General features: G+C 62.7%; 17 protein-coding genes. 11 read left to right on the top strand and 6 right to left on the bottom strand.

Annotated elements, in window-relative coordinates:
• Positions 1-138: 138 nt before the first annotated feature.
• Complete coding sequence (locus XB14_RS21265) at positions 139-936, top strand: C1 family peptidase (RefSeq protein ID WP_077963681.1); 798 nt, start codon at positions 139-141, stop codon at positions 934-936.
• Between the two features lie 54 nt (positions 937-990).
• Here the strand turns inward: XB14_RS21265 and XB14_RS21260 are convergent, their stop codons facing one another.
• Genes XB14_RS21260 through XB14_RS21250 form a run of 3 tightly spaced genes read right to left on the bottom strand, consistent with a single transcriptional unit; the run spans position 991 to position 5,982 of the window.
• Positions 991-4,146 (bottom strand): efflux RND transporter permease subunit, encoded by a 3,156-nt coding sequence (locus tag XB14_RS21260; RefSeq protein WP_077963679.1) that lies wholly within the window; start codon positions 4,144-4,146, stop codon positions 991-993.
• A gap of 24 nt (positions 4,147-4,170) precedes the next feature.
• Entirely contained in the window at positions 4,171-5,322 is a 1,152-nt protein-coding gene (locus tag XB14_RS21255; RefSeq protein WP_077963677.1) for an efflux RND transporter periplasmic adaptor subunit, read from the bottom strand.
• Positions 5,323-5,379: 57 nt separating this feature from the next.
• Positions 5,380-5,982: a TetR family transcriptional regulator gene (locus XB14_RS21250; RefSeq protein WP_419178613.1), complete on the bottom strand. Its 603-nt coding sequence runs from the start codon at positions 5,980-5,982 to the stop codon at positions 5,380-5,382.
• A gap of 278 nt (positions 5,983-6,260) precedes the next feature.
• Between XB14_RS21250 and XB14_RS33325 the strand changes: the two genes are divergently transcribed.
• Both XB14_RS33325 and XB14_RS33950 read left to right on the top strand, forming a co-directional pair.
• Positions 6,261-6,437: a hypothetical protein gene (locus XB14_RS33325; protein WP_179119635.1), complete on the top strand. Its 177-nt coding sequence runs from the start codon at positions 6,261-6,263 to the stop codon at positions 6,435-6,437.
• A gap of 3 nt (positions 6,438-6,440) precedes the next feature.
• On the top strand, positions 6,441-7,091 hold the full coding sequence (locus XB14_RS33950; RefSeq protein WP_077963670.1) for a M12 family metallopeptidase: 651 nt from the start codon (positions 6,441-6,443) through the stop codon (positions 7,089-7,091).
• On the opposite strand, the gene XB14_RS21240 is transcribed toward XB14_RS33950, so the two are convergent.
• Positions 7,009-8,202, bottom strand: coding sequence for a serine hydrolase (locus tag XB14_RS21240; RefSeq protein ID WP_234804115.1), 1,194 nt, complete (start codon positions 8,200-8,202; stop codon positions 7,009-7,011). The two genes, XB14_RS33950 and XB14_RS21240, sit on opposite strands and share 83 nt — an antisense overlap.
• A gap of 409 nt (positions 8,203-8,611) precedes the next feature.
• Between XB14_RS21240 and XB14_RS21235 the strand changes: the two genes are divergently transcribed.
• Together XB14_RS21235 and XB14_RS21230 are read left to right on the top strand one after the other, a co-directional pair.
• On the top strand, positions 8,612-9,361 hold the full coding sequence (locus tag XB14_RS21235; protein ID WP_143348479.1) for a hypothetical protein: 750 nt from the start codon (positions 8,612-8,614) through the stop codon (positions 9,359-9,361).
• Between the two features lie 317 nt (positions 9,362-9,678).
• On the top strand, positions 9,679-10,647 hold the full coding sequence (locus XB14_RS21230) for a DUF808 domain-containing protein (protein WP_077963665.1): 969 nt from the start codon (positions 9,679-9,681) through the stop codon (positions 10,645-10,647).
• Between the two features lie 75 nt (positions 10,648-10,722).
• On the opposite strand, the gene speB is transcribed toward XB14_RS21230, so the two are convergent.
• Positions 10,723-11,676: an agmatinase gene (gene speB, locus XB14_RS21225; RefSeq protein WP_077963664.1), complete on the bottom strand. Its 954-nt coding sequence runs from the start codon at positions 11,674-11,676 to the stop codon at positions 10,723-10,725.
• Positions 11,677-11,910: 234 nt separating this feature from the next.
• Between speB and XB14_RS21220 the strand changes: the two genes are divergently transcribed.
• From XB14_RS21220 to XB14_RS21205, 4 genes are read left to right on the top strand one after another with little or no spacing between them, the layout of a single operon-like run.
• Complete coding sequence (locus XB14_RS21220) at positions 11,911-13,017, top strand: extracellular solute-binding protein (RefSeq protein ID WP_077963663.1); 1,107 nt, start codon at positions 11,911-11,913, stop codon at positions 13,015-13,017.
• Positions 12,999-14,114, top strand: coding sequence for an ABC transporter ATP-binding protein (locus XB14_RS21215; RefSeq protein WP_143348491.1), 1,116 nt, complete (start codon positions 12,999-13,001; stop codon positions 14,112-14,114). The genes XB14_RS21220 and XB14_RS21215 overlap by 19 nt, the downstream gene beginning before the upstream one ends.
• A gap of 11 nt (positions 14,115-14,125) precedes the next feature.
• Positions 14,126-15,043 carry an ABC transporter permease subunit gene (locus XB14_RS21210; RefSeq protein WP_077963662.1) on the top strand — a complete coding sequence of 306 codons (918 nt, stop codon included), beginning with the start codon at positions 14,126-14,128 and terminating at the stop codon, positions 15,041-15,043.
• Positions 15,044-15,053: 10 nt separating this feature from the next.
• Complete coding sequence (locus XB14_RS21205) at positions 15,054-15,848, top strand: ABC transporter permease (RefSeq protein WP_077963660.1); 795 nt, start codon at positions 15,054-15,056, stop codon at positions 15,846-15,848.
• Between the two features lie 60 nt (positions 15,849-15,908).
• Here the strand turns inward: XB14_RS21205 and XB14_RS21200 are convergent, their stop codons facing one another.
• Positions 15,909-16,793, bottom strand: a complete 885-nt coding sequence (locus tag XB14_RS21200) for a helix-turn-helix transcriptional regulator (protein ID WP_077963658.1) — start codon at positions 16,791-16,793, stop codon at positions 15,909-15,911.
• 386 nt (positions 16,794-17,179) lie between these two features.
• On the opposite strand from XB14_RS21200, the gene XB14_RS21195 reads away from it, so the two are divergent.
• Both XB14_RS21195 and XB14_RS21190 read left to right on the top strand, forming a co-directional pair.
• On the top strand, positions 17,180-17,557 hold the full coding sequence (locus XB14_RS21195; protein WP_077963657.1) for a cupin domain-containing protein: 378 nt from the start codon (positions 17,180-17,182) through the stop codon (positions 17,555-17,557).
• A 14-nt stretch (positions 17,558-17,571) separates the two neighbouring features.
• On the top strand, positions 17,572-18,966 hold the full coding sequence (locus XB14_RS21190; RefSeq protein WP_077963655.1) for an NAD(P)/FAD-dependent oxidoreductase: 1,395 nt from the start codon (positions 17,572-17,574) through the stop codon (positions 18,964-18,966).
• The last annotated feature ends 125 nt before the right edge of the window (positions 18,967-19,091 follow it).

Below are 19,091 nucleotides of genomic sequence, written 5' to 3'. Positions count from 1 at the left end.
CGACCGTGCTTCGAACTTTGGGAACCGAGGGTGCCGCTTTCGCTTGTCGCCCCACCGAGAATGCCGGCGCAGTGCGCCGCGCATCCGTGAGATCACGCCTAGAACCCGCGCAGCCGAAGCTGCCGACAGGAGATCCCGATGACCGTGAAGGAAACAATCCTCAACTTCGGCTATGATCCTACGATCAGGGAAGACGGCCCGCTGCTCCGGCCACCCATACCCGCATCGCTACCGAGTGCAGCGACGGTCAACGCGCTCTACCTGCCGCCGCCCAAGGCGCAGGGTACAGCGAGCCATGTCGGCAGCCCCGGCAGTTGCGCCGCCTGGGCCACGACCTACGGGCTTGCCACCTATTGGGCGGCCGTTTCGACCGGCGAGGCGCCAGTGCAGGCCGCGCGGCAGGCAAGCCCGGCCCATATCTACATCGAGGTGATGAAGAGCTACGGGAAGACGGGCTGCGCGGGGTCGCAACTGGCCTCCTATCTCAACCTGCTCAAAGAAGGTGGCACGCCGAACTGGCAGACGGCTCCCTATTTTCCGAATTGTGATGGGCTCTGGTCGCACTACGACCCCGACGCCACTGCTGACGCCAGTTTCCAGATCCCCGGCTGGAAGACGGTCGAGACCAGCGATCTCGATGCGATCAAGGCCGTCATCGTCGCAGGCGGAGCGCTCTGCTACGGCACGGCGCTGAACAAGGGCTTCATGCAATATGAAGGGCCGGGCGCATTGAGAGGGCCTCTGGAAAGGTTGCCGAACACCGGCCATTGCATGTTGATCATCGGCTATGACGACGAGCAGCAGACCATTCTCATCCAGAACAGCTTCGGTGAGAATTGGGGCTGCGAATGGAACGGGCGTCGCGGCTATATCTGGATGGGTTACGAGCTGTTTCAATGCCTCGCCCAGGGCCAGGCGATGTACATCACCGGCTGACGTCGGGCGGCTTGCCCGCCGCCCGATCTACGATCCCTGAACGGAGCCGTGGCCCTACTCCGCCGCCACGGCTGCGGGATAGGCCACGGTCTTTGCGTCCTCAATGTCGATGTTCTCCACCGTCTGAGGTTCGACGGGACCCTTCTTCGGCTCGCGGCCGAAGAAGAGGGCGTAGCCCGCCGGCAGCACCAGGATGGTCAGCACGGTCGCGACCAGAATGCCGCCCATCATCGCGTAGGCGAGCGGCCCCCAGAAGACGCCGCGTGAGATCGGGATCAGCGCCAGCACTGCCGTCAGGGCCGTGAGCGTGATCGGCCGGAAACGCCTGACGGCGGAGCCGATGATCGCCTCGGCACGGTCCATGCCTGACGCAATGTCCTGGTCGATCTGGTCGACGAGGATGATCGAGTTGCGCATGATGATGCCGAGCAGTGCGATGACGCCGAGGATCGCGACGAAGCCGAAGGGCGCACCGCTGACCAAAAGGGCGGCCGCGGCACCGATGATGCCGAGCGGACCGGTCGCGAGAACCAGCATCGCCTTGCCGAAATGCTGGAGCTGGATCATCAGCAGCACGACGATGACGCCGAGCATGATCGGCGCCTTGGCCGCGATCGAGGCCTGGCTTTCAGCCGAATCCTCCGCACCGCCCTGGATGGCGATCGAGTAGCCGGCGGGCAGGCTGTCGCGCAGCGGCTGCATCTCGCCGAACATCTTCATCGCCACGTCGTTCGGCTGCACGCCGTCGGGCAGCGTGCCGCGCACGGTGATCGTCGGCAAGCGGTCGCGACGCCATTCGATGCCCTGCTCGAGCACGGGCACGACCTTGGCGACCTGCGAGAGCGGCACGAAACCGCCGAAGTCGGTCGGGATGTATATGGAGTCGACCGAGCTCAACAGCTTGCGGCTTTCCGTGGGCTCGCGGGCAACGATCGCCACCGTCTCCTCGCCATCGCGGAAATTGTCGAGCGGCGCACCCGTGACGCTTGCCTGCAGTATCTGGCGAATGCGCTGCGAGGTGACCCCGAGCGCGCGGGCGCGGTCCTGGTCGATCACCAGTTTCATGCCCGGCACCGGCTCCAGCCAGTCGTCGTGCACGGCGCCGAGCAGCGGGTTCTCGTGGAACTTCGCCTTGACGCGATCGGCAATACGCCTGACTTCGTCGCGATCCGGCCCCATGATGCGCATCTGCACCGGCCAGCCGGTTGGCGGGCCCAGGAACAGGCGATCGACCTTGGCGCGGATCGAGGGGAAGTCGGCTGCTAGAATTCCGCGCATCTTGGCGATCAACCGTTCGCGTGCCGGCTCGTCCTTGGCCATCACGAGAAGCTGGGCAAAGTTCGGATTGCGAAGCTGCTGGTCGAGCGGCAGGAAGAAGCGCGGCGCGCCCTCGCCGATATAGGTGGCGATGAAGCGCTTGTCCTCGTCGTCCATCATGCGAGCTTCGAGTGCCTTGGCCTGCTTCTCGACTTCCTTGATGCTGGTGCCCTCGGGCAGCCAGAGATCGACGAGGATCTCCGGCCGCGACGACTGCGGGAAGAAGTTCTTCGGAATGAACTGGAAGGCCCAGAGGCTGACGAAGAAGAGGGCGAGCGTCGTCGACAGCACGATGATGCGATGGCGCACGGCCCAGGTGACCGTCGTGCGCAGGCGACGGTAGAAGCGCGTGTCGAAGACGTCGTGATGATTGCCGGCGTGGCTGCGCTGCTTCAGGAGCATATTGCCGAGCCAGGGGGTGAAATAGACGGCAACGAACCACGAGACGACGAGCGCGATGCCGACCACGTAGAACAGCGAGCGCACATACTCCCCGGCGGTCGAAGCGGCAAAACCGACGGGAATGAAGCCGGCCGTGGTGATCAGCGTGCCGGTCAGCATCGGGAAGGCAGTGGAGGTATAGGCGAAGCTCGCAGCCTCGACCTTCACCAAGCCCTCTTCCAGCTTTCGTTCCATCATCTCGACCACGATCATGGCGTCGTCGACCAGAAGGCCGAGCGCAATGATCAGTGCGCCGAGCGAGATGCGCTGCAGGTCGATGCCGAGCTCGTACATGATGGCGAAGGTTGCAGCCAGCACCAGCGGAATGGTGATCGCGATCACCAGGCCCGAGCGCCAGCCGATCGACAGGAACGACACGACGAGCACGATCGCCAGCGCCTCGCCGAGCGCCTTCATGAATTCGCCGACGGCTTCCTTGACCACTTCAGGCTGGTTGGAGACCTGGTCGACCTTGACGCCATAGGGCAGCGACGCCTCGAAGTGCTGATAGGTCGCCTCCACCGCCTTGCCGACATCGGTCACCTTGAAGCCTTTGGCCATGACGACCCCGAGCTGCACGCTATCCTGCCCATTGAAGCGGAACTTGCGCGAATAAGGGTCTTCGAGACCGGAGCTGACCGTGGCGATATCGCCGAGCCGGGTAATCTGGCCGCCGGCGCGAAGGCGAAGGTTCTTCAGGTCCTCGACCTTGTCGAGGCTGCCTTCGACCGAGACGCGCACCGAGCGCGTGCCGGTATCAACGGAGCCGGCCGGATCGATGTTGTTCTGGCCGGCAATCGTGCTGCGCAGGTCATTGAGCGTCAGCCCGCGCTCGGCCAGCGCATTGGACGAGACGTCGATATAGATCTTCTCCGGCTGGTCGCCGATGATGACGGCCTTTTCGACGCCAGGCGTCGTCAACAGCATGTCACGCGCCTGGATCGCGAACTTCTTCAGTTCCGGATAGCTGTAGCCTTCGCCGCTCAGCGAATGCAGCGTGATGAAGGTGTCGCCGAACTCGTCGTTGAAATAGGGACCGAGCAGGCCTTCGGGCAGCTCGCTGGAGATGTCGCCGACCTTCTTGCGCACCTGATAGAAGGCGTCCGCCACCTGCTGCGCATTCGTGTCGCCTTCGACCTGCAGCGTGATGATCGCACTGCCGGCGCGGGTATAGGAGCGGACGAAATCGAGATGCGGCGTTTCCTGCAGCTTGCGCTCGATCTTGTTGACGACCTGGTCCTGCATCTCCTCGATCGAGGCGCCCGGCCAGAAGGCCTGCACGACCATGACGCGGAAGGTGAAATCCGGGTCTTCCTTCTGCCCCATGCGCATCAGGCCGAAGACGCCGGCGAGAATGATGAGGCCGAACAGGAAGCGCGCCATGCTCGGATGCGCAATCGCCCAGCGCGAAAGGTTGAAGGGTCGCTTTTCTTCAGAAGAGGAGGTGGTCATCGGCTCGGTTCCGCGGTTCTCGGGTCAGCGCACGAGGGAGGCTTCGGTCTTCACCGAAGCGGAAGCTTGCGTTGTCGCGTTCGAGATCGTCACCTTGAGATCGTCGGCCATGAACTGCGTACCCGCGGCGACGACGAGATCGCCCACTTCAAGACCGTCGGTGACGCGCACGCCATCGGCGGTGAAGTCCGACAGCGTGACGGGACGGCTTCGCACGGTTTCCGAGCCGCGATCGACGACCCAGACGATGGTGTAGCCGTCCTTCTGCGCAAGCGCGCTCAATGGAACCGAGACGTAAGGCTTGCCACTGGCGGCCGAGGCCTGGACGGTCGCGGTCATGCCGAGCAGGACACGCGGATCGTCCGGCAGGCTCACCCGCACGGAAAAGGTCCGCGACTGCTGGTCAGCGCTGCCCGCCACCTCGCGCACCGTGCCGTCGAGCGACAGCCCGGTGTCGGACCAGAGCCCGACCGTCACCGGCAGGCCCGCCCTGAAATTGGCGATCTCCGTCTCGGGCACGGCAACCTGCACTTCCTTTTCGCCCTCGACGGCGACGGTTGCCACGGGCGTGCCCGAACCGACGACCTGGCCGACATCGGCATTGATCGTGGTGACGATGCCCGGCCGATCGGAGACGAGGTTTGTATAGGTGACCTGGTTCTGCGCCTGCGACAGCGCCGACTTCGCAGCGTCGCGCGTCGCCACGGCCTGGTTGTAGCTCAGCACTGACTGGTCGAACTGGGCCTGCGAGGCAAATTTCCGGGCGAGCAGTTGCTCGGCACGATCGCGCACCAGCTTGACCGTCTCGACCTGGCGCTCGGCCGCTTCCAGATTGGCCGAGGCACTGCGCACGGCAAGCTCATAGTCGGTGGCGTCGACGCGGGCGAGCAGATCGCCGACCTTCACGCGGTCGCCGACATTGACGACCCGCTCGACGATCTTGCCGCTGACGCGGAAGCCGAGGTTCATTTCGGTCCGTGCCCGTACGGAGCCGGAATAGCTGAGCTGGCGGGCCGTGTCGGCCTGAGCGATCTCGACCACCTTGACCGGGCGAACGACATCGGCGGTCTCGGCCTTTTCTTCAGAGCAGCCGACAAGCGTCAGCGAGAGAACCGAAAACAGGGCTGCGGTAGCAAAAGATGAAATATGGCGACGAAATTCTATGGGCTTAAACATGCTCGCACTCCCAAAAACAGGCTGGCGCCACCCGAGGCTGCGCCGGAAATCGTTCTGCTAGGCTTTGAGCGCCTTGATCGCGAAATCGACCAGCTCTTCCGGGCTGGCACGGTTCGTCTTGCTGAGGCACTGCGCAACCATTTGCGGATGACAGAGGGTAACGGTCGCAGCCCCGAAACAGCGGGATGCCGCGTCGGCGTCCTGTTCGGCAAACTCTCCTGCCGCGATCCCTTCGCGGATGACGTCGGCGAGAAGCGCATCGATCCTGTCGATATGCTTGTCGATGACGTGCCATTCACGTTCGATGGCAACGACCACCATCTCGTGCACCTTCGTGTCGTCGAGCATCAGTTCGACCGTCATCTTGTGCTGGGCAAGGACGTAGCGGCGCAGGCGCTCGCTCGCACTCAGCGGCAATTGGCAGATCTCCTGGGCCATCTGGTAACTGGCCGCGAGCATGCGCGCGCAGAGCGCCTGGTGGATCTCGGCCTTCGAGGCAAAGAACCGATAGATGTTTGCCGGCGACATGCCGAGCTCGCGGGCGATATCGGCAACATTGGTCTTGCTGTAGCCGAAATGCCGGAACAGCACCTCCGCGGCATCGAGAATGCGCGTGATGTTATCCTGCCGCGTCTGCTCCGCAACGGTATCGCTGTTCACCGGCATCGCTTGCCTTTCGATTTACGACTGACGAATTTCTTATTTCGTCAATCGTAAATCGAAACGAGGTGTGCGTCAATGGCACAGTCGGACGCGGCGATCACGATTAGATGCAACGAAGTTTGGCGCTTGGGGACATGTGCCTGACTTATGCCAGGCGGCGAAAGAGGGGCCCCTATGGTTAGCAGAACAAGTCTCATCGGCACGATCGTCGCCACTTTGGCCTTGAGCAGGTGCGGCCATCGGCCCGAGGAAGCATCCACGCGCAAGCAGCGGTTATGTTCGCGACCGTCGAGATCAACGGCAAGTCATATGAAGCACCGCTCACCATTACCACTGAGGGCTCCGCGCTCATCGAAGGTGACCTGATCGTCGCCAGCGCGGAGGAATTGCAGCAGAAGGGCCTTTTCATCTCCGAGACGAGTGCTTTGTGGCCCAAGGGGGTTGTCAGATAAAAGATCGATGGCAACCTCCCAAACAAGACCCGCGTCCGAGAAGCTATTGCCGAATGGGAAAGGTCGACCAGTATCCGATTTGTAGCTGCGAACGCCGCCGACAGATCCTACCTCCTGTTCGCACCAGCCCAAGACGCAACGAACTGTTCGACGCGGGTCGGCTATAGCGGGGCAGTGCAGGTTTTGGACCTTGGCTCCGCCTGCAAGCGCGGCAATGTTGCCCACGAGATCGCCCGCGCGCTCGGCGTGGCCCACGAACACATGCGTTCCGACCAGTCGCGATACATTTCCATCCAATGGGCGAACATACCGACAGGAGCCAAACACAACTTCGAACGCAAGCCCCGCAAGTACTCCACATCGGCCCCCTACTGTTACGGGTCCATAATGCCTATCCGCGCAATGCCTTCAGCAAGAACGGAAGAGACACGATCGTCCCAAAGAGAAACGTCCGGATCGGCCAGAGGGACGCATTGGCGGCGTGCGACATCAGGCTGGTCGAACGCATGTTTCGCGACGAATTTCGCAAACGGTAGCTTCCAAAGGCTGCCATGGATCGATCGGTGCGAGGCTAGCGGGCCGCCGCTTCGAGGGCATCGTGGGCCAGGAAGGTTTCGCACTGGAGCGGGTCGCTCCAGGCGTCCCAATCGCTGATTTGAACGATCACCGTGTCGCGATCTGGATAGATATGCACGAACTGACCGTCGCGGCCGATCGCGGTAAAATCGTTCCGCTTTTCCCGGAGCCACCAGAAATAGCGGTACTCCAAGAGGCAGCCACTGTTCTGGGACTGGCTATCATCCGGTATCTTGTCGCCGTCGCCGGTCCGTTTCGTCGCAATCTCGAACCAACTCCTGGCGATGATCTGACGCCTGCCCGGGGCCCGCCCCTCATTCAGGACGAGGAGACCAAAGCGCGCAAGGTCGCCGACGGTTGCGCGCAGACAGCATGGTCCGATGGCCGTGCCTGTCTTGTCCACGCCCCAGCTTGCATCGGCCTCGGCCCCGATCGCAGCCCAGAACTCCGTTTCCATGAAGCTCACCAAAGATCTGTTCTCAAGCAAGCGTTCCGCAGTGGCAGCTGCGATCGCTGCGTCGAGAGCCGAGTAGTTGAATGCGGGAGGCGCTCCGTAGCGACGAAATGGATACCGGTGGGCAAAAGCAAGAATACTCTGCGCCATACTCTTCCTGACCATCAAGGCGAAGAAGTCGGCGCCGGAGAAGAGCCCATGCCAGCCGTACTCGCTCCATCGGACGCCGGACCGCATCCGCAAGACATGGTCCAGGGGAACGTTGACGTAGGCGCTCGGGATGCCCTCTGCGAGTTCTGGAATAAAGCCCCCGATGGATCGAGTGAGTATGCGGTCGAAGTCGGCTCGCGTCCTTGCACGATACTTTGTCGTGATCACTTGCCCCAGCAGCGTCGAGGTGATCGACTTGGCGACCGACGCCACCCCGTACTTCTTGGTCCTTCCATCGGGTTCACTGCTCTCGTCCTTGCAGATTTCCTTGTCCCTGTTGAACGCCTGAAACCGAACAGCTCCGCTTTTGACGACCAACAGTGCGCAGACCTTCGCATGCTTCATGAATTCGGAGATGCGACAGCGAGAAGAGCTCCCCCTTCCGCAGTCGTAGTAGACGTCGCCGATGTTCAACCTTTCGGGCAGCGCGCTTGCGACGGCTGGGGCGTGGATCGTTCGGTTCCGCCCCATGGCGGCGTCGGCTGCCCCCAAGAACAGTAGAACCGCCACCAGCCGGATTAGCACGTCTTTCAAGGCCGCTCTCCCAGTCCACTCGACGCGCCTCACCTCCAAGCTTGGTCGCAGTCGGCACCCTCAAGGAATGCACAACCTAGCGGAGCAATTCGCATCTGCCAACGATCCCTAATATTTATCGCGGCTAAAATTACGCGTTTAGGTGCTTTCCATTGCCGGCCGGGCGCAAAATCGACTCGCCTTCCTATGCAACCTGTGGAAGCATTGGGATTACAGCGTGCGGCGAACGCAGGGGAGCACCCGTCGCAGCTACTTGGGGGAAACGATGAGGTTACTTCCTGTGCTTGCAGCCTTGGCGGCTGCACTCCCGATCGGCGGTTGCGCAACGACCCAGTCAGATCGGGTTCAAGCGATAAAGAGTTCCAGTATTCAACGCGTCGTGGACGACATGAAGCGTCAGGTGAGCGTCTACGTCGCCTATCAGAACTCGCCACAAGGAACGCGCAGCGTGATCGATGCATCGGCCACCAAGGCATGTGGCAACGGCCTTATCGATTTCGACATCAAGTCGGTAAAGCTGGAGGTTCTCACCACTCTTGAGAGCAGCATCGATGGAGGCGTTGAGGTCGGCCCAGTTGTATCCGGCGCAGCAACTTGGTCGGGCGGGCTCGGGGCGGGGCGTACCATATCGAATACCCAGGAACTTGTCCTTGCTGTGGACGCTCTGCCGAATCGGTCCTTCGTTTACGCCGGGAGGGAGAATATCGAGTCCGCGCCGATCGCCGGGACGCTGATCAATCTCAGAGATGCCCTCATAAAGGCTGGCGAACTACAGAACCGCATCTGCTTCAAGACCACCAAGGATGCCGACGATGGCAACACCTACAAGATCGCGCTGAGTATCGAAGACCGTGGCGGCGGCAACATCGCGCTGGGCCTTGCACCGCTCGGCGTGAGCCTCTCCGGCGAAACGAAAAGTACGACAGGCAACACGCTGACCGTTTCTTTCGAGCCACATGTGTTCACGCAGCAGGAGGTCGCCAATGTCAGACGACATGGCGGCCGCGGAAGGATCGATACCGGTCAAAGCGGCATCTGGTCGACACCGGTGAAACCTTCAAAACACGCTGGTTCAGGGAACGACTGCCCTCCCGGCAGCACCGATCCCGCCTGCCAAGGTACCTTCAATCGGAAGGAGCCGGAGATTTGACGCGCACTCGATACCAATCACCGTCGATATCTAGTGGGGGGCTGACATTCCCGTCCGGCGGTGCTGTCCGGTTCATACGACGTCGTACCCACCGGCTACCACTGCCTTAGCGGGCCACGCCTCGGCAGCAGGAGGCGTTGAACCAAACTTCGGTGCTTTTTGCAGAAATGAAGACTTGGCCGGCGGCCACGGGCCGCAGGAGCGCCTCCGCCATGCAAACCACGACCCTGGCGGCCGTTGACTCGACACGCCATGGTGGTTACTGCCGACCTGACAGCCGCCGCTTTTCGGATTTCTCTCAAAGGGTTCCGCCATCAATGGCCACAGGTCTCATCGCCCTCCTCGACGACATCACCGTGATCGCCAAGATGGCTGCCGCTTCGCTCGACGACGTCGCCGCCCAGACGGTGAAGGCCAGCACCAAGGCCGCAGGCGTGGTGATCGACGATGCGGCGGTGACGCCGCGCTATGTCGTCGGCCTGACGCCGGAACGGGAACTGCCGATCATCGCGCGGATTGCCTACGGTTCGCTCAAGAACAAGCTGCTTTTCCTTCTGCCCGGAGCACTTCTTCTTGGTTACTTCGCGCCCTGGGCGATCACGCCGCTTCTCATGATCGGCGGCATCTATCTCTGCTACGAGGGCGCCGAGAAGCTCTATGGTGCCCTCTTCCCCCATGCCGCCCATGCACATGAGGAAGCCGTGCTCGGCGCGACGAGCGATCCGGCAGCGCTCGAAAACGAGAAGGTTGCGGGCGCTATCCGAACCGACTTCATTCTTTCCGCGGAGATCATGGCGCTGACGCTCTCGACCGTGGCCGACGCCAGCATCTACATGCAGGGCGTGGTTCTGGCCGGCGTCGGCATCCTGATCACGCTCGCCGTCTACGGGGCGGTCGCCTTGATCGTCAAGGCCGACGATGCCGGCGTCGCGCTTGCCAAAAACCCTGTCGCGCTCCTGCGGCCGCTCGGCCGCGGGCTGGTGCTCGGCATGCCGGTGTTTCTCAAGTTTCTCGCCGCCATCGGCACGGCGGCCATGCTCTGGGTCGGCGGCAGCATTCTCGTGCACGGCATGGCGCAGATGGGCCAGGCCGGACCGGAACACTGGATCCACGACATTTCCGAGAGCGTCGCCCACGCGCTGACAGTCGCCCCCGGGCTCGTCGGCTGGCTTGCGACTTCGGCACTGCAGGCCCTGCTTGCCATCGTCGTCGGCGCGGTGACGATCGTCATCATGGGCAATGTCGTCGCGCCGATCTGGAGCCGCCTGCGCCCGGCAAAGCGCTAAGGGCGTTCGAAAGGTTTTCGGAAAGGAGGCCGCCTCCGGCCTCCCGCCAATCCGAATTCAAGCTCGCCGCAACCATTACCGCTTGTACTTCACACCCGGCAGCACGCAGAGCATCTCATAGAGCAGGTTCGCGGCAGTGATCGCGGTCGTACCCGTGGTATCGAAGGGCGGGCTCACCTCGACGAGGTCGGCGCCGACCAGGTTGAGGCCGCGGCAGCCGCGGATGATCTCGATCGCCTGGATGACAGTCAGTCCACCGATCTCCGGGGTGCCGGTGCCCGGCGCATAGGCCGGATCGAGGCTGTCGATGTCGAAGGTGAGGTAGGTCTTGTGATTGCCGATCTTCGCTCGGATGCCTTCGATCAGCGGCGCGAGCGACTTGTGCCAGCACTCCTCCGCCGGCACGACGGTGAAGCCCTTGTCGCGCGACCAGTCGAAGTCGTCGGACGCATAGCCTGTGCCGCGCAGGCCGATCTGGAAGACGAGGTTCGGATTGAGGCAGCCGTCCTCGTAGGCGCGGCGGAACGGTGTGCCGTGCGCGATCCTCTCGCCGAACATCGTGTCGTTGATATCCGCGTGGGCATCGACGTGGATCAGCGCCACCGGCCCATGCTTTGCGGCGATCGCCTTCAGGATCGGATAGCTGATCGTATGATCGCCGCCGAGCGTCAGCGGGATACAGTCATGTTTCAGGATCTCGCCGATGTTGCGGGTGATGATCTCCATATTGGCCGGCAGGTTGAAGGTGTTGATGGCGATGTCGCCGACATCGGCAACCTGCAGGCTTTCAAACGGCGCCGCACCCGTCGCCATGTTGTAAGGCCGGATCATCACGGATTCCGCTCGGATCTGGCGCGGCCCGTAGCGCGTGCCCGAGCGGTTGGACGCGCCGATATCCATGGGGATGCCGACGAAGCAGGCATCGAGACCTTCAGCCGAGGTCGCGGTCGGAAGACGCATCATCGTGCCGGGGCCGCCGAAACGGGGCATGTCGTTGCCGCCGAGCGGCTGGTTGAATTTTTCGTCCATGGAAGTTCTCCCTTTCTGTCGCCGGAACCCTAGCAGCCGTTGCCATCCGAGAAATGCCCGTCGATCGAACGTTACTTCGAGCGCGGTCAAACAAACATGGCCGATGCAGCCAGGCCTCGAATGCCATTTACGATGCTGCCCCGCCCGCCGCACCTAGCCAAAGGGAGTGTTGCCCTTAGAGGACCCGCCAATCACTTTGGCGAAAACAAAAATACGCTGTCCTTGGGAGGAACCATGCAAAACTTAACCCGTACCACCCTGCGCACCCTGTTCGCGGCATCGCTCGCCGCCCTTGCGGCCTCGACGACCGCCCAGGCGCAAGACAAGCTCTTCATCTACAATTTCTCCGACTACTTTGCCGAAGATACCGTTCCGAGCTTTCAGACGCGCACCGGCGTCGAGACGCGGGTCGACTTCTACGACAGCCTCGAAGTGCTCGAAACCCGGCTGCTCGCCGGCGGCAGCGGCTTCGACGTCGCCTTCCCGAGCGCGACCGTCGGCGAACGGCTGATCCAGTCCGGAGCGCTGAAACCCATCGACCCGGCAAGCCTGAAAAACTACGGCAACCTCGACAAGGATCTACTCAAGCTCGTCGCCGAGCACGATCCGGACAACAAGTATCTCGTTCCGTACATGTGGCTGACGACCGGCGTCGCCTATAACGCGAAACTCGTCTCTGAGCGCCTGCTGGATGCGCCCACCAACAGCCTAGACATGTTCTTCAAGCCCGAGGTCGCCGCCAAATTTCAGGATTGCGGCATCGGCATCGTCGACGCGCCGAACGAGGTGATCCCGATCGCGCTTAACTATCTCGGCCTCGATCCCTATTCCACCAAGCCTGACGATCTCGACAGGGCCAAGGAACTGCTACTCAAGCTCCGTCCCTTCATCCGCCACATGCAGAGCGGCCAGCTCGTGGCTGACATGGCCTCCGGCCAGCTTTGCCTGGCGCTGATGTGGAGCGGCGATGCCGGCATTGCGGCGGCCCGTGCCAAAGAGGCGGAGACAGGCGTTGCGGTCGACTATGCGATCCCGAAGGAAGGCACGATCATCTCCTTCGACACGATGGCGATCCCCGCCGACGCGCCGGATCCGGAACAGGCGCTCGCCTTCATCGACTACATTCTCGAGCCGAAGACGGTCGCGGCCATCAGCAATCACGTGTTCTACGCCAATGCCAATGCCGCAGCGACCGCGGAAGTCGATGCTGCGATCCGCGACAACCCGAACATCTATCCTCCTGCCGAGGTCCGCGCGAAGCTCTTCGTCGACAAGTCGCTGCCGCCGCGCCAGACGCGCGAACGCACCCGCGTCTGGTCCGCATTCCGGGCCGGCCAATAGGCGAACCGTCAACAGCAGGATCAGACCCCGTGCAATCCTACATTTCGATCGAGAACCTGGCGAAGTCCTATGGCGTCGTCACCGCTGTCAACAACATCAACCTCGGCATCGAGAAAGGCGAGTTCTTCTCGCTGCTCGGACCGTCGGGCTGCGGAAAGTCGACCCTGCTCCGAATGATCGCCGGGTTCGAAACGCCGACCTCGGGCGCGATCAAGTTGGAGGGAGCCGACGTCACCGACGTTCCGGCGCACAGGCGCCCGACCAACATGATGTTCCAGTCCTATGCGCTGTTTCCGCATCTGACCGTTGGCAAGAACATCGCATTCGGATTGCAGCAGGACGGGCTCGAAAAGAGCGAAATCAGGAAACGCATCGACGAGGTCGCCGAAAAACTGCAACTGACCGCACTTCTCGACCGCAAGCCGGCGCAGCTTTCCGGTGGCCAGCGCCAGCGCGTGGCGCTGGCCCGGGCGCTGGTCAAGCGGCCGAAGGTACTGCTGCTCGACGAGCCCCTGGGCGCGCTCGACAAGAACCTGCGCACCGAAACCCAGCTCGAACTCGTCCGCCTTCAACGCGAACTCGGCCTCACCTTCATCATCGTCACCCACGACCAGCATGAGGCGATGACGGTTTCGACCCGCATCGCCATCATGAAGCAGGGACAGGTGCTGCAGGTCGGCTCGCCGGCGGAGGTCTACGAAACCCCGCGGTCGCGCTATGTCGCGAAGTTCCTCGGCGAAACCAATGTCTTTGCCGGCGGGCGGGCGGAGCGGAGCGGCGAAGAACTGCGGATCGAAAGCGACGAGGCCGGCGGCGGCGTCCGCGCCGCCTTTACCGACCGGGTGGCCCTCGACCGGCCGTTCTGGGTTTCGGTCCGCCCGGAACGGGTGGAGCTTTCGACTTCGGGCAGCGGCCTCGAAGGCACCGTCGAACAACTCACCTACACAGGCGTCGAGCGGCACTACCGGGTGCGGCTGAACTCCGGCGCAACACTCGATGCGCGTCGGGTCAATCTCGGCGCCGAAAGCGATCTTCGCGTCGGCGACCGCGTCTTCGCAAGCTGGTCGCCGCAGGCGAGCCGGCTGCTGGCCGAATAGGAGGTCGCCCCTTGTCTTCCGTCGTCCTTTCTTCCGCAGCCGCCCCTTCCGCAAAGACGAATTGGGGCAAACGCCTGCTGATCGCCATTCCCTATGCCTGGCTTCTGGTGCTCTTCCTGGCGCCCTTCGCGCTGGCTGCCGGCATCAGCCTCTCGACCGTGCGGCTCGGCATGCCGCCTTTCGAGCCGCTGACCGCCTGGGACGGCTCGATCCTCAATCTCCGGCTCAACTTCGAGAACTTCCTCTACGTTCTCACCGACGACACCTATCTGCTGGCCTATCTGACGAGCCTCAAGATCGCGGCGATTTCGACCGCCGCCATGCTCTTCATCGCCTATCCGCTTGCCTACGGCATCGCCTCCTGCGCGCCGTCCTCAAGGTCACTGTTGGTCTTCCTGGTGATCGTGCCGTTCTGGAGTTCGATGCTGATCCGCGTCTATTCCTGGATGAGCATCCTCAGAAACGACGGCCTATTGAACGCGCTGCTGTTGAAGATCGGCCTCATCAGCGAACCGCTGCGCATCCTTAACACCGAAACGGCGATCTATATCGGCATCGTCTATACGTACTTGCCCTTCATGGTTTTGCCGATCTACTCGACCTTGAGCAGCGCCGATAAGACATTGATCGAGGCCGCGCGCGATCTCGGCTGCTCGCGGATCTCCGCCTTCTGGCGGGTCACCTTCCCCTTGAGCCTGCCCGGCGTCCTGGCCGGCTGCGCCCTGGTCTTCATCCCCGTCGTCGGCGAGTTCGTGATCCCCGACCTGCTCGGCGGCGCAGACACGCAGATGATCGGCCGCGCCATCTGGCTCGAATTCTTCAACAACCGCGACTGGCCTATGGCCGCCGCCGTGACGATCGTCCTGCTCGCACTCCTGGTCGTGCCGATCGTCTACTTCCAGTCGCGCCAGGCGCGCACGCAGAACTGAGGGGAACGCCATGACCAAACCAAGCTGGTTCAATCGGCTGTCGATCCTGTTCGGCCTTGCCTTCCTCTATCTGCCGATCGTCGTGCTTGTCGTTTACAGCTTCAACGGCTCGAAGCTCGTGACCGTCTGGGGCGGCTTTTCCACCCAATGGTACGCGACCGTTCTTGCCAACCCCTCGATCATCGAAGGTGCGAAGGTGAGCTTCCTGGTGGCCGCGGTCTCGGCAACGGCTGCGACCATCCTCGGCACGCTCGCGGCGGTCGTCATGGTGCGGCTGCGTCGGTTCCGCGGCCGGGCGCTTCTGAACGGCATGCTGCTTGCGCCCATGGTCATGCCGGAAGTGGTGATGGCGGTGTCGATGCTTCTGATGTTCGTGACGCTCGGGATCGATCGCGGGCCGCTCACCATCACGCTGGCGCACACCACCTTCACGCTCTGCTTTGCGACCGTCGTCTTGCAGTCGCGACTGGTCGAGCTTGATCCTTCCTTGGAGGAAGCTGCGCGCGATCTCGGCTGCCCGCCGGCCAAGGCCTTCGTCAGCGTGGCCTTACCGAACATGGTCCCGGCGCTCGTCTCCGCCTGGCTCCTGTCCTTCACCCTGTCGCTGGACGACCTCGTCATCTCGAGCTTCACCACGGGGCCGGGCGCCTCAACCCTGCCGATGAAGATCTATTCGCAGATCAAGTTCGGCGTGACGCCGGAGATCAACGCGATCTCGACGATCATCCTCGGCATCGTGGTGCTGGGATTGGTCGCCGCTCAACTGGTCTCGCGGCGCTCGGAACAACGGGTAAGTGCCGCTTAAAACAGTCCCCGGGGAGGGCGTGGGCCGCTCTTCCCGGGGTTGCCGACGCAGTGGGTGGGGTCAGTGCGGCCTCAGCGCGCCGCCCGGCGAAAGATACGTGGCCAGCGGATCCTCGAAGGCATTGCTTGCCGACGACACGGCGTCGATGAACAGCGAGAACAGCGCCGTCTGCGAGGTGATGTCGAGCTTGGCGTAGAGGTTGCGGCGATGCAGCTTGACGGTCGCCGGCGAGATGCCGAGCTTTTCGGCAGCACCCTTCACCGAGTAACCGCGCAGGATCATCTGCGCGACCTGGCATTCGCGGTCGGTGAGCAGGCTGCGGCCAAAGTTTCTGACCGCCTGCGCCAAGGCGCTCTGCAACGGCGAGCCTTCGTCGCTGAGGCTTTCGGGGCTGATATCGCGATAATGCCGCAGCACGGCCATGCTGATGAGCGGCGCAGCACTCTGCAGGAAATCCTGATCTTCTCCACTGAAGGCCGCGTGCGAATGGCGCCGCGCCAGCGAGATCGCGATCTTCGTGTCGGCATCGATGCCGATGAAGACGTTGAATTCGTCGTGCAGGCCGGAATGCCGGTAGTAGTCGCGGTAATATTGCGACCGGTCGAAGGACGGATCGATCTGCCTCAAGCGATAGAGACCGTCATCGCCATTGTCGAGCGCCAGCCGGTAGAACGGGTCCATCCGGTACGGTCCCTGTAGATAGGCGCGGATATCGGAAAGCCCCCTGTCCGTGCGCCAGTCGTTGAACAGGATCTTCGGCGCCGCGTCGCGCCGGTAGAGCAGCATCAGGCCGGCATCGATCGCGATGTGCCGCTTCAGCGACTGCGCAAGGCGATCCTGAAAGTCCGATCGGCCGACCCCCTCCATCAGCGACAGTGCCAGATCACCCACGCCCGGGGTCTGCTGCGCCGGCGCGCAGACTTTGATGATCGTATCGTTGTTCATGATGTTCTCCTCCAGGCGCAGACTAGGCGAAGGTTCGACTGGTCGCAAGTAACGGATTTTCACTACGGGTTTTGCAAAACTATCATTTGCCGAACCAAAACAACGGCATGGTGGCGGAAATCCTGCCGTGCAAGGCCTTGCGGCGCGGCACGGATGGCCCGCCCAGGACCGAACCTAGCCCTTTGGCGTATTCCGGGCAGCGATACCGACGCCTAGAAAAATGATGCAAGCCGCACAGTAGATCCGCGGCGGTGCAAGGCGGCACGTGACTGTCGAGACGGCACACTGATCTCGGACATCCCGTCATTCCGCAGAAGATTGAAGCAACGAAACCCTGGCGCGCGGCCGATAACCTTGCCGCTCGTCATCTTGGAACTGGAGTGAACATGTCAAAGGTCATCAAACTCGGGCGCGATGGTGTCGGCCTCAACGCCCTTGAAAAATGCAGCGTCGTGCCGCCGGAGGCGATCCTCTCGGGCTTTGCGGACGAGCTCGGCGACGTTCATTTCGAAAGCCCCGACAAGGCCGTGGTCATCGGCACCTGGCAGTCGACGCCCTATGCGGAGATGCTCTCCTACCCCGACGGCAACGAATACAGCGTCATCCTCTCGGGCAAGGTCGCGATCACCAATCCGGACGGGTCGATCGAGACCTTTTCGGCCGGCGAAAGCTACGTGCTTCCGGCCGGCGTCGAGGTGCGTTTCGAAGTGCTGGAGACGATGCGCAAGGTCTACGTCCTCTACACCGCACCAGCCGCGAAGTGATGTGAGGGATCCCCATGACCAAGGTCAGAAGCAAAGCCCTTGCAGATGTGACGATGACGCCCTTCTGGCTCGACCGGCCGGACGCGCCCGAGCCGCGAGAGCGGCTGACGCGTCATCTGAAGGCTGATCTGCTTGTGGTCGGTGGCGGCTTTACCGGGTTGTGGGGCGCCATCCAGGCCAAGCAACGGCAGCCGGAGATCGACGTCGTGCTGATCGAAAAGGGATCGGTCGCCAATGGCGCCTCCGGCCGGCCCGGCGGCGTCGTTTCGACCTCGGTCATGCACGGGCTTTCGAATGCCGTGCGCATCTTCCCCAAGGACATCGCCGCGCTCGAAAAGCTCGGCCAGGAAAACATGCACGGCTTCCTGCAGACGCTCGACGAACATGCGATCGACTGCCACGCCGAATGGGGCGGAGAGCTGACGGTCGCCGTCGACGACGCCCATATCGAAGCCCTGCACGAGGAGCACGAACTTCACCTCAAATACGGCCACCAGGCCGTCTTCCTCGATCAGAGCGCCGTGCGCGCCGAGATCAACTCGCCGCGCTACAAGGCCGGCGTCTGGTCGAAGCACATCTGCGGCACCGTTCACCCGGCATTGCTCGCCTTCGGGCTGAAGCGCGCTGCGCTCACCCTCGGCGTGCAGATCTTCGAAAACACCGAGCTGACCGGCCTTGAAGACCTCGGTGACCGGATGAAGGCGCATACGCCTTCAGGCAGCGTCACCGCGCCGAAGGTGTTGCTCGCCACCAACGCGTTTACGTCAGGACACAGGAAGATCAAGCACCGGGTCGTTGCCGTGCGCGACCGGGTGCTGGCGACGGAACCGCTGTCGGCGGAACAGATGGCATCGATCGGCTGGAACCATCGCCAGGGCGTCTACGATACCCGCACGCAGATGAACTACATGCGGTTGACGAAGGACAACCGCATCATTTTCGGCGGACGCCTTGCCTATGCCTTCGCCGGCGATCCGTTCCCGTCGATCGACAAGGAACTCGATACCTACGAGCCGCTCGCCGCCGCCTTCTTCGACACGTTCCCGCAGCTCGAAGGCCTGCGCTTCAGCCACGCCTGGAGCGGCCCGATCGATCTCAGCACCCGCATGGCGGTGCATTTCCAGCGCTACTACGACGAAAAGGTCGTCTATGCCGGCGGCTACTCCGGCTTCGGCGTCTCGGCCTCCCGTTTCGGCGCGCGCATCGCGCTCGACATCCTCGACGGATCGAAGACGCCGGAGAGCCGGCTGGACTTCGCGACCAGCCTGCCGAACGCCATCCCGCCGGAGCCGTTCCGCTGGCTCGGCGCGCAGATCACCATGTATGCGCTCGACACTGCCGACAAGTCCGGCGGCTGGCGCAGGCCCTGGTTGAAGATGGTCTCTGCCATGGGCTTCCCGCTCAGTTGACGAACCGCCTCCAAAGACGAGCAGAGCCGAAATTCTCGGCCCTGCCGTCCGGGTGGCGGCGATTGCCCCGTCCCCTTGCCGGCAGGGCTGGTAGTAAATCGTTAACCATGATTGGATAGCCAAAG

The organism is Ensifer adhaerens, from assembly GCF_002007205.1.
Taxonomy (GTDB): Bacteria; Pseudomonadota; Alphaproteobacteria; order Rhizobiales; family Rhizobiaceae; genus Ensifer; species Ensifer adhaerens_D.
The sequence above is the reverse complement of the archived record's forward strand: the minus strand, read 5'-3'. Positions and strand labels throughout refer to the sequence as shown.

Bases quoted from the DNA above. Each gene is read 5' to 3' on its own strand.
- XB14_RS21265 (WP_077963681.1), top strand. From the start codon at position 139: ATGACCGTGAAGGAAACAATCCTCAACTTCGGCTATGATCCTACGATC.
- XB14_RS21260 (WP_077963679.1), bottom strand. From the start codon at position 4,146: ATGACCACCTCCTCTTCTGAAGAAAAGCGACCCTTCAACCTTTCGCGC.
- XB14_RS21255 (WP_077963677.1), bottom strand. From the start codon at position 5,322: ATGTTTAAGCCCATAGAATTTCGTCGCCATATTTCATCTTTTGCTACC.
- XB14_RS33325 (WP_179119635.1), top strand. From the start codon at position 6,261: ATGTTCGCGACCGTCGAGATCAACGGCAAGTCATATGAAGCACCGCTC.
- XB14_RS21230 (WP_077963665.1), top strand. From the start codon at position 9,679: ATGGCCACAGGTCTCATCGCCCTCCTCGACGACATCACCGTGATCGCC.
- speB (WP_077963664.1), bottom strand. From the start codon at position 11,676: ATGGACGAAAAATTCAACCAGCCGCTCGGCGGCAACGACATGCCCCGT.
- XB14_RS21220 (WP_077963663.1), top strand. From the start codon at position 11,911: ATGCAAAACTTAACCCGTACCACCCTGCGCACCCTGTTCGCGGCATCG.
- XB14_RS21205 (WP_077963660.1), top strand. From the start codon at position 15,054: ATGACCAAACCAAGCTGGTTCAATCGGCTGTCGATCCTGTTCGGCCTT.
- XB14_RS21200 (WP_077963658.1), bottom strand. From the start codon at position 16,793: ATGAACAACGATACGATCATCAAAGTCTGCGCGCCGGCGCAGCAGACC.
- XB14_RS21195 (WP_077963657.1), top strand. From the start codon at position 17,180: ATGTCAAAGGTCATCAAACTCGGGCGCGATGGTGTCGGCCTCAACGCC.
- XB14_RS21190 (WP_077963655.1), top strand. From the start codon at position 17,572: ATGACCAAGGTCAGAAGCAAAGCCCTTGCAGATGTGACGATGACGCCC.